Origin of the sequence: Nocardiopsis endophytica (genome assembly GCF_027706725.1) — a bacterium.
Classification (GTDB): Bacteria; Actinomycetota; Actinomycetes; order Streptosporangiales; family Streptosporangiaceae; genus Nocardiopsis_A; species Nocardiopsis_A endophytica.
The window spans coordinates 51592-67176 of sequence record NZ_JAQFWQ010000022.1 but is presented as its reverse complement, the minus strand read 5'-3'; the positions used below and the strand labels follow the sequence as shown (position 1 = coordinate 67176).

At 74.6% G+C, this 15585-nt stretch carries 13 protein-coding genes; 8 read left to right on the top strand and 5 right to left on the bottom strand.

The features are described from left to right. Positions 1 to 34 precede the first annotated feature (34 nt). The 4 genes from O4J56_RS10215 to O4J56_RS10200 all read right to left on the bottom strand — a co-directional run bounded on the left by O4J56_RS10215 (position 35) and on the right by O4J56_RS10200 (position 5749). On the bottom strand, positions 35 to 3013 hold the full coding sequence (locus O4J56_RS10215) for an AAA family ATPase (RefSeq protein WP_270685451.1): 2979 nt from the start codon (positions 3011 to 3013) through the stop codon (positions 35 to 37). 100 nt (positions 3014 to 3113) lie between these two features. After that, positions 3114 to 4265, bottom strand: coding sequence for an exonuclease SbcCD subunit D (locus tag O4J56_RS10210; RefSeq protein WP_270685450.1), 1152 nt, complete (start codon positions 4263 to 4265; stop codon positions 3114 to 3116). Between the two features lie 79 nt (positions 4266 to 4344). After that, positions 4345 to 5019: an O-methyltransferase gene (locus O4J56_RS10205; RefSeq protein ID WP_270685449.1), complete on the bottom strand. Its 675-nt coding sequence runs from the start codon at positions 5017 to 5019 to the stop codon at positions 4345 to 4347. A gap of 16 nt (positions 5020 to 5035) precedes the next feature. Next, positions 5036 to 5749 (bottom strand): metal-dependent hydrolase, encoded by a 714-nt coding sequence (locus tag O4J56_RS10200; protein WP_270685447.1) that lies wholly within the window; start codon positions 5747 to 5749, stop codon positions 5036 to 5038. Positions 5750 to 6003: 254 nt separating this feature from the next. On the opposite strand from O4J56_RS10200, the gene O4J56_RS10195 reads away from it, so the two are divergent. The 5 genes from O4J56_RS10195 to O4J56_RS10175 all read left to right on the top strand — a co-directional run bounded on the left by O4J56_RS10195 (position 6004) and on the right by O4J56_RS10175 (position 12058). Further along, positions 6004 to 7878, top strand: coding sequence for an ABC transporter substrate-binding protein (locus O4J56_RS10195; protein ID WP_270685446.1), 1875 nt, complete (start codon positions 6004 to 6006; stop codon positions 7876 to 7878). Between the two features lie 112 nt (positions 7879 to 7990). Next, the gene (locus O4J56_RS10190; RefSeq protein WP_270685445.1) at positions 7991 to 9058 is read left to right on the top strand and encodes an ABC transporter permease; all 1068 of its coding nucleotides are present in this window, start codon (positions 7991 to 7993) and stop codon (positions 9056 to 9058) included. Next, positions 9055 to 9960 carry an ABC transporter permease gene (locus tag O4J56_RS10185; protein ID WP_270685444.1) on the top strand — a complete coding sequence of 302 codons (906 nt, stop codon included), beginning with the start codon at positions 9055 to 9057 and terminating at the stop codon, positions 9958 to 9960. Before O4J56_RS10190 ends, O4J56_RS10185 begins: the two co-directional genes overlap by 4 nt. Positions 9961 to 9980: 20 nt before the next feature. Next, positions 9981 to 11000 (top strand): ABC transporter ATP-binding protein, encoded by a 1020-nt coding sequence (locus O4J56_RS10180; RefSeq protein ID WP_270685472.1) that lies wholly within the window; start codon positions 9981 to 9983, stop codon positions 10998 to 11000. After that, positions 10997 to 12058 (top strand): oligopeptide/dipeptide ABC transporter ATP-binding protein, encoded by a 1062-nt coding sequence (locus O4J56_RS10175; protein WP_270685442.1) that lies wholly within the window; start codon positions 10997 to 10999, stop codon positions 12056 to 12058. Before O4J56_RS10180 ends, O4J56_RS10175 begins: the two co-directional genes overlap by 4 nt. 108 nt (positions 12059 to 12166) lie before the next feature. Here O4J56_RS10175 and O4J56_RS10170 read toward each other — a convergent pair whose 3' ends face one another. Continuing rightward, the gene (locus tag O4J56_RS10170) at positions 12167 to 13012 is read right to left on the bottom strand and encodes a patatin-like phospholipase family protein (protein WP_270685440.1); all 846 of its coding nucleotides are present in this window, start codon (positions 13010 to 13012) and stop codon (positions 12167 to 12169) included. Positions 13013 to 13328: 316 nt separating this feature from the next. Here O4J56_RS10170 and O4J56_RS10165 point away from each other — a divergent pair, with 316 nt between their 5' ends. The 3 genes from O4J56_RS10165 (at position 13329) to O4J56_RS10155 (ending at position 15549) form a co-directional block, all read left to right on the top strand. Beyond that, entirely contained in the window at positions 13329 to 13802 is a 474-nt protein-coding gene (locus O4J56_RS10165; RefSeq protein WP_270685439.1) for a hypothetical protein, read from the top strand. Then, positions 13799 to 14116, top strand: a complete 318-nt coding sequence (locus O4J56_RS10160) for a transcriptional regulator (protein ID WP_270685438.1) — start codon at positions 13799 to 13801, stop codon at positions 14114 to 14116. Before O4J56_RS10165 ends, O4J56_RS10160 begins: the two co-directional genes overlap by 4 nt. A 131-nt stretch (positions 14117 to 14247) precedes the next feature. Continuing rightward, complete coding sequence (locus O4J56_RS10155; protein ID WP_270685437.1) at positions 14248 to 15549, top strand: 3-hydroxybutyrate oligomer hydrolase family protein; 1302 nt, start codon at positions 14248 to 14250, stop codon at positions 15547 to 15549. Positions 15550 to 15585 lie beyond the last annotated feature (36 nt).

The following is a 15585-nucleotide window of genomic DNA, read 5'->3' as shown; positions in this document are numbered from 1 at the left end:
TTATGCCGCCTGTCCTGGAAACGGCAAGGATCCCTCACCCCGTCTGTTCCAGGCGGGAGCCTGAGGGGGTCTTGTGGACCCTCAGGCGGGTCGTGATCCTTGTCCGTAGGTCGGCTACGTGGCTCACCACCCCGACGGCCCTTCCTCCGTCGCGGAGGCGGTCGAGGACGTCGAGGACCTCCTCCAAGGTCTCCTCGTCCAGGGTGCCGAAGCCCTCGTCGACGAACAGGGTGCCGATGTCGGTGCCGCCCGCCTCCTGGGTGGCCACGTCGCCCAGGCCCAACGCCAGCGCCAGGGACGCGATGAACGTCTCGCCCCCCGACAGCGTCGCCGGGTCGCGCTCCAGCCCCGTCCAGGCGTCCAGCACCCGCAGCCCCAGGCCGCCGCCCGACCGGGAGCGGTCGCCCGCCGCCTTGTCCACCGTGTGGCGCAGTTCGTACCTGCCGCCCGACATCGTCGTCAGCCGGTCGTTCGCGGCCGCCACCACCTGGCGCAGCCGCGCCGCCAGCACGTACGACGACAGCCGCACGCTCTCCCGGTTCGCCGGGGACGTCCCCGCCGCCAGGCGCGCCAGGCCGTCGGCGACCCGGTGCCGCTCGCGCGCCGGGCGCGAGGCCGTCAGCCGGTCCGACAGCTCCGCGCGCAGGTCCGCCAGGCGCTCCGCGCGCCGGGCAAGCCGGTCCCGCCAGGCCGCCGCGTGCTCCGACTCCGCCTCGGCCCGGTCCGCCTCCCGCCGGAGCGCGTCCAGGTCGGGCGCGGGCGCCTCGGCCTCCGCGGCGGGCATGTCGGCCAGCACGGCCCGCACCGCCGCCAGCTCCTCGTCGTAGGCGCGGGCCCGCTCGCGCAGCGCCGCGCGCCCGCCCTCGGCCCGGTCCGCCCTGCGCACCTCGTCCTCCTCGGCGAACCCGGCCTCCACCGCCGCCCGCCGCGCCTCGGCCGCGGCCGTGCGCCGCTCCTCCGCCGCCGACGCCCGGCGGTCCAGCGCCTCGGCCGCCGACTGCAGCAGCCCCGCCTCGCCCTCCAGCCGGGACAGGCGCGCCTTGAGGTCGGCGTCCTGTCCGCGGGCCGCCTCCAGGCGTTCGGCCAGGCGCTCGGCCTCGGCCTGCCGCGCCGCGCGGCGCTCGGTCAGCTCGGCCAGGTCCGCCGCCAGCGCGCCCTGGTTCTCCCTGGCCCTGTCCAGCTCCGCGTCGACCCCCGCCAGCCGCTCCGCCGCCTGGGCCGCCTGCTTCGCCGCCGCGTCCAGCTCGTCCAGCGCCGCCGTGCGCGCCTCCACCTGCGCGGCGGCGTCCGCGGTGTCCCAGCCCCCGGCGGACGCCTGCGCCGCCGCCAGCCGCTCGGCCAGCCCCGCCTCGGCGCCCTCCGCGTCGGTGCGGCGGCGCTGGGCGGCCTCGGCCGCGCGCTGCGCCCGCTCCTCGTCCTCCTGGGCCGGGCGCTCGGCGTCGCCCACGGCCGGGTCCGGGTGCTCGGCCGACCCGCACACCGGGCACGGCTCCCCGTCGGCCAGCCCTCCGGCGAGCTCGGCGGCCATGCCCTCGATCCGCAGGCGGCGGATGTCCAGCAGGTGCTCCTGCGCCGTCTGCGCCGCGTCGACCGCCGTGATGCGCCGCGCCGAGGCGGCCGACAGGTCCTCGGCGAGCCGCTCGGCCTCCCGGGCCGCGGTGAGCCGGTGCCGGGCCAGCTCCAGCGCCTCGACCGCGGCCTCCCGCGGCCCGGTCCGGGCGCGCGCCCCGTCCAGCTCGGCGGCGAGCTCGGCCCGGCGCGCCGGCAGCTCGGCCGCCCGGCCCTTCCAGTACTCCAGCTCCTTGTCGGTCTTGCCGATGCGCGCGTCCAGCACCCGCACCTCGTCGCGGAGCTCGGCGCACCGCTCCACGTCCCCCTGCAGGTGGCGCAGGCGCGCCACCTCGTCCCGGCGGGTGCGCTCGGCCGCGCGCAGCGCACCGGCGGGGGAGGAGGCGTCCACGCCGTCGAGCCCCGACACCAGGGACAGCCGCTCGGCCGCCGCCATCTCAGCCTTCTCCAGCTCGGTGCGGCGCTGGTCGGCCGTCAGCAGCAGCGGCACCACCGCCGCCGCGCGCTCGGCGGCGGCCAGTTCGGCGTCCCACGCGCGCCGTTCGGCCGACCGGGCGACCAGCTCGGCCTCCCGTTCGGCCGCCGCGGCCCGGCGGCGCCGCCGCTCGGCCACCGTGTGGGCCTCCTCCAGCGCCGCGCGGGCCCGGTCCCGCCCGGCCGCGGCCCCCGCCGCCACCGGCCCGGCCTCGCGGGCCGCCGCGGCCGTGGCGCACGCCAGCTCCGCCGCCCACGGCACCAGGGCCTCCAGGTCCTCATCGGCCTCCCCGGGCAGCGGCGAGCGCCCCGCCTCGGCCAGCCGGTGCGCGGTGGCGCGCACCTCCTCCTCGGCGGCGGACGCGGCGCGCGACAGCGCGGCGGCGCGCTCGGCCAGCCACTTCTCCACGTCGGCGAAGACCCCGGCGTCGAAGATCCGCTCCAGGGACGCCGCGCGCTCGCGCGCCCCCGCCCGCAGGAACCGCGCGAACTCGCCCTGCGGCAGCAGCACCACCTGGCAGAACTGGTCCAGCGTCAGGCCCAGCAGGTCCGAGACGAGCTGCCCGGCCTCGTCGGGCCGGTTGGTCAGCCCCTTCCACCCCTCGGGGGTGGACTCGGTGACGACCGCCTTGGCCTTCTCCTCGGTGGTGCCCGACCCGCGCAGCTTCGGGCGCCGCCAGGCGGGGGAGCGGGTGATGGACAGCCGCCGCCCGCGCACGGTCAGCTCCAGCGTCACCTCCGGCTTGCGCCCGGGCGGGGCGTGTGTGGAGTGCGGCGTCTTGGCGGCCTCCCGCACCCCGGGCACCCTGCCGTACAGGGCGAAGCAGACCGCGTCCAGCACCGAGGTCTTGCCCGCCCCGGTGGCGCCGTGGATGAGGAACAGGCCGCCGTCGCCGAGGCGGTCGAAGTCGACCGCCTCGGTGCCCGCGAACGGGCCGAAGGCCTGGACGGTGAGGGTGTGCAGACGCATCAGGGACGGGTCTCCCGGGGGTCGGGCGGGACGGCGGTGACGGTGGGGGCGACAGGGACGACAGTGACGGCGGGGACGGCGGGGGCGGCCGGGCGGCGCATCAGGCGGACGCCTCCCGCGTGCGCAGGTCCTCGAAGGCGGCCCGGACCAGGTCCCGCTCCTCCTCGCAGGCGGACTCCCCGCGCGCCCAGTCCACGAAGTCCATGACCAGCTCCGGCCCCGGCCGGTCGCGGCTCCCGCGCGCCCACGACGCGTCCTCGCGGTCGGGCGCGCCCTCGGGCGCGAATTCCAGGTTCACCGCGTGCGGGAAGCGCTCGCGCAGCCGGTCCATCGGAAAGGCGGGCCGCACCGGGTCGGTCAGCGTCACCTGCAGCCAGTGGCCCGTGTAGGCCTCCCACTCGGGCCCCGCCAGCAGGTCCTCCAGCCGCCCGGACAGGCGGGCGACGGGCCGCGGCACCGGCGCCTCGGCGAAGTCCGCGCGCACCGCCCCCGACCGGTCGATCTCCACCAGCCAGGACCCCTTGACGTGGTGCTCCTCGGAGAAGGAGTAGGCCAGCGGCGAGCCCGAGTAGCGCACCCGCTCCGACATGCGCTGCCGGCCGTGCAGGTGGCCCAGCGCCACGTAGTCCGCGCCGTCGAAGAGCGAGGCGGGCACGTGCGCCGCGCCGCCCACCGCGATGTCGCGCTCGCTGTCGGAGGGCGCGCCCCCGGTCACGAACGCGTGCGAGAGCACCACCGAGCGCGTGCCCGCGGGCCGCTCGGCCAGGTCGGCGCGGACCAGGTCCATGGCGTGCCCGAGCACCGCCGGGTGGCCCCGCCCGGACAGCCCCCAGTGCCGCCGGGCGATCTCCGGCTCCAGGTAGGGGATGCCGTAGAAGGCCACCGGCCCATGCGCGTCGTCGAGCACCACGGGCGCCCCCACGCCCTCCAGGGAGCTGCGCAGGTGCACGCCCGCGGCGTCGAACAGGCCCGACCCGTAGTCCAGCCGGGCCATGGAGTCGTGGTTGCCGCTGATCAGCACCGCCCGCGCCCCGGTGCCGCGGATCCGGCGCAGCGCCTCGTCGAGCAGGCGCACCGCGTCCACCGGGGGCAGCGCCCGGTCGTACAGGTCGCCGGAGACCGCCACCGCGTCGACCCGCTCGGCGCGGACCGTCTCCACGAGGTGGTCGATGAAGGCGGCCTGGGCGTCCAGTAGGTTCTCCCGGTGGAAGGAGCGCCCCAGGTGCCAGTCGGAGGTGTGCAGGATCCGCATGTTCCGGGAGCGTACTGCAGGCGGCCACCGGTGCGGGGGTGCAGTGCCGATCCTGTGGAGGACCGGTCCCCGGAGGCGGTCAGTCCTTCTTGCGGGCCATGGTCAGGCCGTCGCCGATGGGCAGCATCACCACGTCGGTGCGCTCGTCGGCCAGGGCCGTGTCGTTGAAGTCGCGGATGCCCTGCACCGCGGGGGCGTCCTCGGCGGGGTCCACCACCCGGCCGTGCGAGAGGGTGTTGTCGACCAGGATGATGCCGCCCGGCCGCATCCGCGGCACCAGCTCCTCCCAGTAGCCCACATAGCCCGTCTTGTCGGCGTCGATGAACGCCAGGTCGAAGGCGCGCGCGGCGGGGAGGGCCTGCAGCGTCTCCAGCGCGGGGCCCAGCCGCAGTTCGATCCGGTCGGCCACGCCGGCCAGGTCCCAGTAGCGGCGGGCGACGTCGGTCCACTCCTCGCTGACGTCGCACGCCAGCAGGGAGCCGTTGCGCGAGTCCAGCCCGCGCGCGAGGCAGATGGAGGAGTAGCCGGTGAACGTGCCGACCTCCACCGCGTCGCGGGCGCGGAGGGTGCGGGCCATCATCGTCATGAAGGTGCCCTGCTCGGGGCCGATCTGCATGCCGACGCTGTCGGGGAACAGGCGCGCCGTCTCATCGGCGAGGTCGCGCAGTACCGGGTCGACCGGGGCGCTGTGCGCCACCAGGTATTCGTACAGTTCAGGGGTGAGGGACTCCGTGGTTCGCGTCACGGCCGCCATGCTATCCGGCGGCCCCTCAGGAGCGCGGGAGCAGCTCCGGCCAGTCGAACAGGTAGAACCCGTACAGCACGACCGCGATGGTCAGCGCGGGCGTGACGACGTTGCGCTCGACCTTGCCGTCGGTCTTGAAGCCGATGTTCTGCCCCACCCGGTAGCCGGAGAACGGCCACAGCAGCGGCACCCCCATGTGGGTGGCGATGTCCCCGGCGAAGTGCAGCAGGCAGCCCAGGGCCACCGCCGCGCCCAGCCACGTGTAGTCGGTGCCCGCGCTGTACAGGGCCAGTGTGATCCCGGCGGTGACCATGGCGTTGATGACGCCCGAGGCGGTCCGGTTCTTGTCCATGCCGAAGCCCAGGCCGTTGAAGGCGATGCCGATCAGCAGGAACACGAAGATCTGCGCGGCCATCTCCGACCACAGCGACGTCCCCTGCGCGATCGCCCCCATGATCAGCGCGAACAGCAGCGAATGGGTGCCGTTGCGGTGGCCGCCGAACGCCCAGTTCAGAAAGGCGCCCAGGGTCTTGGTCACGATTCCGTAGGTCTGGGTGATGGTGGCGCTCTTGTGGTCCAGGTCGGGGATGAGCGCGGACCCGGCGCACACCAGGGCGCCCGCGATGATCTCTCCGGGACCCATGTGGAAGGTGATCCCCAGCACCTCGGTCCCGTCCAGAACGGGAACCAGTGCCATCCAGCCGACCGCGCCGCTGAGCGCGTGAGAGTGCCCCATCATGTGCGGCAACGCTAGCGGCCCCGGTCATTCATGGCGAATCGGCCCGGAAAAGGTGGTTTCGGCGCACGGTTTCCCCCGATCCGAAAATGGTGCCCGACCGGGAGGCGGGCACCGCGAGCGGAAGATCGTGAACATCCTGTGACGGTCAGGGTGTAAGTCGTTGACGCTTTTCTGTGCACGCTGGTAGACAACCAACAACCGGCCGCCGGTTCGAGGTCCCCCCGTTTTCCCAGCGTGAAGAGGGGTCGCCGACCATGCCCACCGCCTTTCCCCCGTTTTCGACCCGGTCCCCCAGACCCTCCCGGCGGCCCGTGGGCCCCGGCCGTGCGCACCCGGGCGCCCTGCGCGGCGCCGCCGCCGCGGCCGCGCTGGCCCTGGCCGCGGGCGCGGCCGCACCCGCCGCGGCCGAGGCCGCCTCCCCCGAGGGCGACACCCTGACCGTGGCCATCTCCCAGCCCGTGGACACCCTCAACCCGTTCCTGGCCCAGCTGCTCATCTCCACCAGCATCCACAAGGCCGTCTACGAGCCGCTGGTCGCCTACGACGCCGAGACCAACGAGCCCACCGGCGCCGTCGCCGAGTCCTGGGAGACCTCCGAGGACGGCCTCACCTGGACCTTCACCATCCGCGAGGGGATGACCTGGAGCGACGGCGAGCCCGTCACCGCCGAGGACCCGGCCTTCACCTACAACGCGATGATGGAGGACGAGGAGGCCGCCACCGCCAACGGCAACGCGGTGGCCAACTTCGAGACGGTCACCGCCGTCGACGACTCCACCCTGCGCATCGAGCTCGAAGAGCCGCAGGCCACCATGCTCTCCCTGGACGCGCCCATCGTCCCCGAGCACGTGTGGTCCGGGGTCGACGACTTCGGCGACTTCACCAACGAGGACTTCCCCATCGTGGGCAGCGGCCCCTTCACCATCACCGGCCACGAGCCCAACCAGTCCATCACCCTGGAGGCCAACCCCGACTACTGGCGCGGCGCGCCCGAGTTCGAGAACCTGGTCTTCCGCTACTTCGCCGACAAGGACGCCGAGGTGGAGGCCCTGCGCAAGGGCGAGGTGTCGATGGTCGCCGGGCTGACCCCCGCCCAGGCCGACTCCCTGGAGGGCCAGGAGGGCATCAGCGTCAACAACGCCACCGGCAAGCGGTTCCAGGGCTTCACCATCAACCCGGGCGCCGAGACCCAGGACGGCGAGGAGTTCGGCGACGGGCACCCGGCGCTGGAGGACAAGACCCTGCGCCAGGCCATCATGCGGGCCATCGACAAGGACGAGCTGGTCGAGAAGGTCTACGGCGGCTACGCCGAGCCCGCCGAGGGCTACATCCCCGCGCGCTACGACCGGTACTACTGGGAGCCCTCGGAGGAGGAGCGCCTGGACTTCGACGTCGACGCCGCCAACGAGATGCTCGACGAGGCCGGGTACAAGGAGGGCGACGACGGCATCCGCGTCTCGCCCGACGGCGACCGGCTCGAACTGCGCATGCACGTCCACAACGACCGCCCCGACTACGTCGCCATGGGCAAGATCTTCGTCGAGCGGCTGGCCGACATCGGCATCGAGGTGGACAACCAGACCGTCGACCCCGGCGTGCTCAGCGACGCCCTCTACGACGCCGAGTACGACCTCATCTGGACCGGCTGGTCGGTCAACCCCGACCCCGACTACGTGCTGGGCATCCACACCTGCGACGCGCTGCCCGAGGAGCCGGGCACCATGCGCGGCGACGCCTACTTCTGCGACGAGCAGTACGACGAGCTCTACGACAAGCAGCTCGCCGCCTGGGACGACCCCGACCAGCGGGCCGAGTACGTCAAGGACATGCAGCAGATCCTCTACGAGGAGGCCGTGGTCAACGTGGTGACCTACGCCAACACCATGGAGGCCTACCGCTCCGACCAGATCTCCTCCACGCAGGTCCAGCCCGACCCGGGCGGCAACCTGTTCGGCCAGGACGGCCACTGGAGCTTCTCCACGGCCGTGCCCGCCGAGGGCGGCCAGGGCGGAGGCTCGCTGTCCGGCGGCATGATCGCCGGGATCGCCGGGGCCGTCGTGGTGGTCGCCGGGGCGATCGGCTTCCTGGTGTGGCGCCGCCGCACGGCCACCGCCGAGGACCGGGAGTGAGCGCCCGCCCCTGACCCGGGCCCGGGGGCGGCGGCCGCGCGCCGCCCCCGGGCACCCGCCGCCCGACCCCGACCCGTCCGCTCCGACCCGCCGACCAGTGAAGGGGCCCGCGTTGACCCGACCAGCGACCGCCGCGGCGGCGCCGCCCGAGGAACCGGGCGCACCCGGCCCCGGCACCGCGCCCGGCGGTCCCTCCCGCGCCGCCCGCGTCCTGCGCTATCTGGGCGGCCGCCTGCTCACCGCCGCGGTCTCCCTGCTCGCCGTGATGGTCACCAGCTTCTTCCTGTTCCGCATCCTGCCCGGCGACCCGGTCCGGGCGATGACCGAGGGCCGCGAGGTCTCGGTGGAGCAGCTGGAGGAGCTGCGCGCCCAGTTCGGACTGGACAAGCCCCTCTGGCAGCAGTTCGCCGACTACTGTGTGGGCCTCCTGCGGTTCGACTTCGGCACCTCTTACCAGTACCGGGTGCCGGTCGCCGAGCTCATCGCCGAGCGGATCGGCCCCACCGTGCTGCTCGCCGGGACCGGGACCGTCGTGGCCGCCCTGCTCGGGCTGGTCCTGGGCACCCGGGCCGCCTGGCGCCGCGGCTCGGCCGGGGACCGCGCCACCACCGCCGTGGCGCTCACCCTGTGGTCGGTGCCCTCCTTCTGGCTGGGGCTGCTGCTCATCGTGGTGCTGGCCTCGGGCGCCGGGTGGCTGCCCGGCCTGTTCCCCACCTCGGGCATGTCCACCCCCGGGGTGGAGGGCGGGTTCGACTCGGCTGTGGACGTGGCCCACCACATGGTGCTGCCGGTGGCCACCATGGTCGCCGTCGTCTACGCCCAGTACCTGCTCATCATGCGCTCCTCGGTGCTGGACGAGATGGGCGCGGACTACCTGACCACGGCCCGCGCCAAGGGGCTGCGCGACTCCCTGGTGCTGCGCCGCCACGCGGTGCCCAACGCCCTGCTGCCCACCGTCACCCTCATCTTCCTCAACCTGGGGCGGGTGATGGGCGGCGTCATCCTCATCGAGACCGTCTTCGCCTGGCCCGGGCTGGGGTCGCTGTTCTACTCCGGCCTGCGGGTGCCCGACCTCCCGCTGGTCCAGGCGCTGTTCGTCCTGTTCGCGAGCGCGGTGATCATCATGAACCTGCTGGCCGACCTGGTGTACCCGCTGCTCGACCCGCGGGTGCGCACGTGAGCGCCCCGGCGCCCTCGCGGCGCGCGCTGCTGTGGGCGCGGCGGCGCGCGGCCTGGGGGGAGTTCGCCCGCACCTACGCCCAGAACCGCGCGGGCCTGTTCGGGCTGGCGGCGCTCGCGGCGGCCGCCCTGACGGCGCTGTGCGCGCCGCTGTTCATCGACGCCGGCGAGCTGGCGGTCACCGGCGGCCCCGGCGGGCGGTTCGAGCCGCCCAGCGGCGAGTTCTGGCTGGGCACCGACGCCTTCGGGCGGTCGGTGCTGGCGATGGTGCTGTGGGGCGCGCGGATCTCGCTGACCGTGGGGTTCCTGGCGGCGTTCGTGTCGGTGGCCCTGGGCACGGTCATCGGCATCATCGCCGGGCACTTCGGCGGCTGGCCCTCCGACGTGCTCATGCGCGTCACCGACTGGTTCCTGGTGCTGCCGTCCCTGGTGGTGGCGGTCGCCCTGGCCGCGGTCCTGGAGCGCAGCACCCTGACCATCATCGTCGCCATCGGTGTGACCGCCTGGCCCGCCACGGCGCGCGTGGTGCGCGCCCAGACCCTGTCGGTGGAGGCGCGCCCGTTCATCGAGCGGGCCCGCGCGCTGGGCGGCGGCCACCTGCACGTGATGAAGCGGCACGTGCTGCCCAACGTCATGCCGGTGGTGCTCGCCCAGACCACGCTGCTGGTCGCCGAGGCGATCGTGATGGAGTCGACCCTGTCCTTCCTGGGCCTGGGCGACCCGTCGACGATCTCCTGGGGCGGCATCCTGCAGGACGCCCGCAGCGCCGGGGCGATCAGCTCCGGCATCTGGTGGTACATGGTCCCGCCGGGCCTGGCCATCGCGCTGGTCGCGCTCTCGTTCACCCTGTGCGGGCGGGCGCTGGAGGGCGTGTTCAACCCCAGGCTGAGGGAGCGCCGGTGAGTACGGACGACGGGGCACGGGTGCCCGACGGGGCGCGAGCGCCCGACGGGCCTCAAGGGACGGGAGCGGAACCGCTCCTGCGGGTCGAGGACCTCCGGGTGGACTACCGCACCGCCGGAGGGCGGGTGCCCGCCGTGCGCGGGGTGTCGTTCACCCTGGAGGCCGGCAGCAAGCTGGGCGTGGCCGGGGAGTCGGGGTGCGGCAAGTCCACCGTCGCCCTCGCCCTGCTGCGCCTGCTGCCCAAGTCGGCGCGGGTGGGCGGCTCCGTGCTGCTGGAGGGGGAGGACGTCACGGCCATGCGCTGGGGGCGCCTGCGGGCGGTGCGCTGGGCCGGCGCCTCCATCGTCTTCCAGGGCGCCATGCACGCCCTGAACGCGGTGCGCCGCGTCGGCGACCAGATCGCCGAACCCATGCTGCTGCACGGGACCGTCCCGCCCGGCCGGACCGGGGCCCGCGTCGGCGAGCTGCTGGAGAGCGTGGGGCTGCCGCGCTGGCGGGCCCGCTCCTACCCGCACGAGTTGTCCGGAGGGCAGCGGCAGCGGGTGATGATCGCGATGGCGCTGGCCTGCGAGCCCCGGCTGATCATCGCCGACGAGCCCACCACCGCCCTGGACGTGATGGTGCAGGCGCAGATCCTGCGGCTGATCGACGACCTGGTGGCGGGCAGCGGCATCGGCCTGGTGATGATCAGCCACGACCTGTCGGTGCTGGCCGACACCTGCGACCGGCTGGCGGTGATGTACGCCGGCCGGGTGGTCGAGGAGGGGCCGGCCGCCGAGGTGGTCGCCGCCGCCCGGCACCCCTACGCCGCCGCGCTCAGCGCCGCCTTCCCCCGCGTGGGCGACCCGGGGTCGCGGATGGCGCCGCGCGGGCTGCCCGGCGACCCGCCCGACCCGGCGGCGCTGCCCGAGGGGTGCTCGTTCCGGCCGCGCTGCGCGGTGGCCGAGGAGCGGTGCGCCGCCACCGACCCGGACCTGTGGTCGGCCGGGGACGGCGGCCGCCGCGCCGCCTGCGTCAAGGTGCTGGAGGAGGCCGTATGACCGCCGAACTGCAGAGGAGCGCCCCGCAGGACGGCCCGGAGGGCGCGGCCGACGGCGCCCGCGCCCAGGGGGAGCCGCTGCTCAGCGCCTCCGGCCTGAGCGTGGAGTTCACCGGGCGCGGCGGGCGGGGCACCGCCCGCGCGGTCGACGGGGTCGACCTGGACCTGCACGCCGGGGAGATCCTGGCGCTGGTCGGCGAGTCCGGGTGCGGCAAGACCACGCTGGCGCGCACCCTGCTCGGGCTGGAGCGGCCCACCGCCGGCCGGGTGCTGTTCGAGGGGCGGCCGCTGGCATACGGCGCGCGGGCGCTCAAGGGCTACCGGCACCGGGTGCAGCTCGTGCAGCAGGACCCGGCGGGCTCGCTCAACCCCCGGCACACGGTCTACGACGCGGTCGCCGAGGGGCTGCGCATCCACGAGGGGGCGACCGCCGACGAGGAGCGCCGGGTGGCCGACGCGCTGTCCCGGGCGGGTCTGCGCCCGCCGGAGCGGTTCTACCTGCGCTACCCGCACGAGCTGTCGGGCGGCCAGCGCCAGCGGGTGGTGATCGCCGGGGCGCTGGTGCTGGAGCCCGAGGCGCTGGTCGCCGACGAGCCGGTGGCCTCCCTGGACGCCTCGGTGCGCGGGGAGATCCTGCGGCTGCTGCTGGACCTGCGCGCGGACCTGGGGCTGTCGGCGCTGGTGGTCACGCACGACCTGGGCATGGCGTGGAACATCGCCGACCGGGTGGCGGTGATGTACCTGGGCCGGGTGGTCGAGGCGGGCCCGGTGGAGGAGGTGCTGGCGGAGCCGCGGCACCCCTACACGCAGGCGCTGATGTCGGTGCTTCCGGAGTCCGGTGCCCAGGAGCCCCAGGTCCTCGCGGGCGAGCCGCCGGACCCGACGAGGATCCCGGGCGGGTGCCGGTTCCACGCCCGGTGCCCGGTCCTGGCCTCGGGCGAGGCGGAGCGCGCGGGCGTGGCCGACGCCTGCAGGACGCAGGACCCGGGGGTGCTGTCCGGCAGCGGCCCGGCGAGGGTGGCCTGCCACTACGCGGCCCTGGGGCGGGCCGGGGACTGAGCCCGCCCCTCCGGCGTTGATCTCGGGAAAAGCGCCCCTAAAAGCGGCCCGGTAGCGTCGTTTCTCCCGAGATCAACGCGGAGTGCACCCGCCTATCCGCGCGGGCGGTCAGCCCTCCCACACGTCGCCGACCACGCGCAGGACGTCCGGCGCCTGGGTCCGGCCCGCGCGCGCGGCGGGCGCGCGGAACCTCGGGTCCAGCACGTTGCCGCCGAACGCCGCCAGCGCCTCCTTGTCCGGCGTGACCAGGACGCTCCTGGGCTCACCGGGAAGGCCGTCGAGCTGGGCGGCGGGGCCGGGCAGCGGCCCCATCCCGTGCGCGATGGGGGCGAGGACGACCACGCGGTCGTACCCGGCCGCAAGGTCGATGTTGGCCGTCGAGTACACGCCGCCGTCCATGTAGACCGACCCGCCGACCGGCACCGGCGGCCACACGCCCGGCACCGCGCAGCTCGCGGCGACCGCGTCGACGATGGGCACCCCGCTGTTCCGGTCGAACACCTTGCGGCGTCCGGTGTGCACGTCGACGGCGGTGACGCGCAGGTCGGTCTCTGGCCAGTCGTGGGAGACGAGGCGCCCCGCGACGACGGCGCGGCGGTCGGCGACGGAGGCGTTCGGGCGGCGGATCGCGCTGCGGTGGGCGGCGCGGCCGATGCGGGCCCGTGCCCGGTCGGGGTCGCGCTCGGTCACGTAGGCCGACACGAGGCGGAGCAGGCCCACACGGGACAGGTGGGCGGCCGCCTCCCCATCCGGGGGCGCGAGCTGGCGGTCGTAGAGCTTGGCGAGCGGCATGCCGGAGGTGATCTGCGCGCCGACGACCGAGCCGGCGGAGGTACCGACGACGAGGTCGGCGCCGGTGAGGTCCAGCCCGGCCTCCTGGAGCCAGGTGAGGATGCCGATCTCCCAGGCGATCCCGGTGATGCCTCCGCCGCCGAGCACAAGGGCCTTGCTCATGCCGAGCCTCCTCGTTCACCGCCCGGCGGGCCGGGCCGAAAGAGCCGTCCAAGAGCCAGAATATGCCGGTCGGTGGCACGGGCCACACGCGCAGGGGGCGCAGTGGGCCGGGCCCGGGCCACCGGGGTGGCGGTCCCGCCACCCGGTCCCGTCTCCGGCGGTTCGCCCACCGCGCCGGATGCACGGGGCGCGTCCGGGTTCGGCCACGGCACCGACCGCGCCCCGTGAGCCCGGACACCCGTGCAGGTCAGGGGATCGGCCGCCGCCCCCATCTCCTCACTTGACGACATGGAAAGTCAGTGCTTCACTTTCCGGTATGGAAACTCAGAACCCCCCGAACGGCCACCCCTCCCCCGAAGAGGCCGCGGCCGCGCTGCAGGAGACCGAGAAGCTCACGACCGACGTCGCCGGCGTCAAGGTGCCCGCCTGGTACTTCCCGGCGCTCGGGGCCGTCGTCGCCCCCTACGGCCTGATCACCGTCCTCCCCGACACCCCCGTCGGCATCGGGGCCATGTTCGCCGGAATCGTCGTCTTCCTCGCGGCGTGCGCGCTGATCATGCACTTCGGCGTCAAGCAGATGGGCGTGCTGCGCTGGCTCACCTGGAAGGAGACCTGGCCGGTCTTCGTCCCGTGCGGGGTGCTGGTGGTCGCCGCGGTCGCGACGAGCCTCTTCATCGACTCCAACTGGCTGTGGGTCGGGCTGTCGGCCGCGGTCGGCCTCGTCATCGCCGCGTTCGGCCCCTACCATCGCCGCACCAGCCCCTACTACAAGCAGAGCGACGCGCAGTGACGACCGATCCCACACCGACCGCGACCGACGGCTTCAACCCGACCATCCACGCCCCGAACCGGCTCAGGATCTGCGCGGCGCTCGACGCCGCGGGCCCGGGGGGACAGGTGGAGTTCGCGACCGTGCAGGACAAGCTCGGGGTCAGCGCCTCGGTCCTGAGCAAGCAGGTCGGCGTCCTGGTCGACGAAGGCTACGTCCACCAGACCCGCGCCACGCGCGACCGCAGGCAGCGGGTCTGGCTGTCGCTCACCAAGGAGGGGCGCGCCGCCTACGAGGCCCACGTCGCCGCGCTGCGGGCGATCGTCGAGGGCTGAGCCGGGCACCGCCCCCAGGACCGAACCGGACCCGCCCCTCCCGCCATGTCCCCTCCGGGGACCCGCCCCCCTCCCAGTGTGGGTGCCGAGCCCATGGGGACCGCGGCGACGTGCGCCTACCGTCGTACGGCATGAGCAAGCACGTGACCTCCGCCATACTGGCGGGCGCGCTCCTCCTCGCCTCGGCGGCCTCCCCCGCCGTCGCCTCCCCCGCCCACGGAGACGGCCCCGTCCCGGGCGCGGACCGCGTCGCGGCCTCCCGCCTGGACGACCTGACCACCGCCGGAACCGTCGACAGCGGACACACCGACCCCGCCGCGTGGGCCGGGCTGAATGCCGAGGGGACCCACAACCCGAGCGGTGTGCCCGGTGTCCAGCTCGACGGCCACTTCCCCGACCGGTCGACCACCAACGCCACCCACGGCTGGGACCACGACTCCCAGTTCGTCATCCGCTTCCCCGAGGACTGGAACGGCGGGCTCGTGGTCGGCGGGTCGCCCGGCAACCGCACCCAGTACGCCCTGGACGCCGCCGTCTCCGACTGGGTCGTGGCCCAGGGGTACGCCTTCGCCGCGACCGACAAGGGCAACACCGGGCTCGAATTCCACCGCGACGGCCGCCGCCCGGGCGACGCCGTCGCCGAATGGAACGAGCGCCTGACGCAGCTCACCGTCGCCGCCCAGAAGGCCGCGGACCTCCACTACGGCCGGTCCCCCGAACGCACCTTCGTCACCGGCCTGTCCAACGGCGGGTACCTGACCCGCTGGCAGCTGGAGAACCGGCCCGACCTCTACGACGGCGGCATCGACTGGTCCGGGGTGCTCTGGCGCGGCGACGGGCCGAACCTGTTCACGACCCTGCCGACCGCCGTGCGCGAGTACCCGGCCTACGCCGGGACGGGCGACCCGCAAGCGCGCGAGGCGCTGGTGGAGGCGGGGTTCCCCGCCGACTCCGAGTTCCTGTGGGAGTACCACCACGAGGTCTACTGGGGCCTGACCCAGGAGATCTACCGCACCGAGTTCGATCCCGCCTACAAGGGCGACGACGCGGACTACGCCTATGGGGACCGCCCGGCGTCGGTGCGGCGCGCGGTGGAGCGGATCTCCCTGACCGGGGACATCGGCAAGCCGCTGATCACCCTGCACGGCACCCTCGACGCCCTGCTGCCGATCTCCACGGACTCCGACGTCTACGCCGACATGGTGGACGACCGGGGCAACGCCGACATCGCCCGCTACTACCGCGTGGAGGACGGCAACCACGTGGACGGCCTGTACGACCGGTTCCCCGACCGGCTCCGCCCCATGCTGCCCTGCTACCGCGAGGCCTTCACCGCCATGGAGCGCTGGGTCGACGACGGAACGCCTCCCCCGCCCAGCACGACGGTCGAACGCCCCGAGGAGGGCGACCTGGTGAACCGGTGCGCTCTGTGAGCCCTCCGAACGCGAACCGAGACGAGACCTGAGGAG